The sequence below is a fragment of the Vibrio sp. 970 genome, assembly GCF_033339075.1.
This window is the reverse complement of sequence record NZ_JAWOTW010000792.1, coordinates 1-522: the sequence shown is the minus strand read 5'-3', so window position 1 is coordinate 522 and position 522 is coordinate 1. Positions and strand designations below refer to the sequence as shown.

General features: G+C 46.4%; 1 protein-coding gene and 1 pseudogene. Both read left to right on the top strand.

All coding sequences use genetic code 11. The annotated features are described in order from the left end of the window. Positions 1-196: helix-turn-helix domain-containing protein (locus R7Q11_RS29220; protein ID WP_225467351.1), on the top strand; the 196-nt coding region annotated here is incomplete at its 5' end. Further along, positions 186-522: pseudogene (locus R7Q11_RS29215) on the top strand (ATP-binding protein); the annotation flags it as partial. The gene R7Q11_RS29220 and the pseudogene R7Q11_RS29215, both read left to right, overlap by 11 nt.

Below are 522 nucleotides of genomic sequence, written 5' to 3'. Positions count from 1 at the left end.
TAAAGTAGTCGCTTACTTTATGCATAATCCTGAAAAAGTCATTTCACGCACGGAGCTTGTGGAGCACATTTACAAGCAAGACTTTGATCGTGACTCCAACACAATTGAAGTATTTATCGGTCGTATTCGTAAGAAAATCGCTCCAAAAATCATAAAAACCGTGCGTGGCTTAGGGTATCAACTGAATGCCGAATAAGAACAAACTGCCGCTGCATGCCTTAAAACGCTTAAGTATCAAAAGCCGATTGGTGTTGGCGGCGGTTGTGTGGCTCACCGCCATGATCCTTGCTGCGGGTGTCACCATTCCTACCCAAGTTTATAACTATATGGTGGACGACACGCGCTCCCAACTGAGCATCTTTATGGATGAAATCGCCGCACAATTGGAAGTCGATCATACAGGCCATCTTTCGTTAGCTGCTCAACTGTCGGATCCTCGCTTTAGTCGCCCGTACAGCGGCTTATATTGGAGTGCATCGACAGATACAAGCCTCGAACGCTCTCGCTCGTTGTGGGATAAAA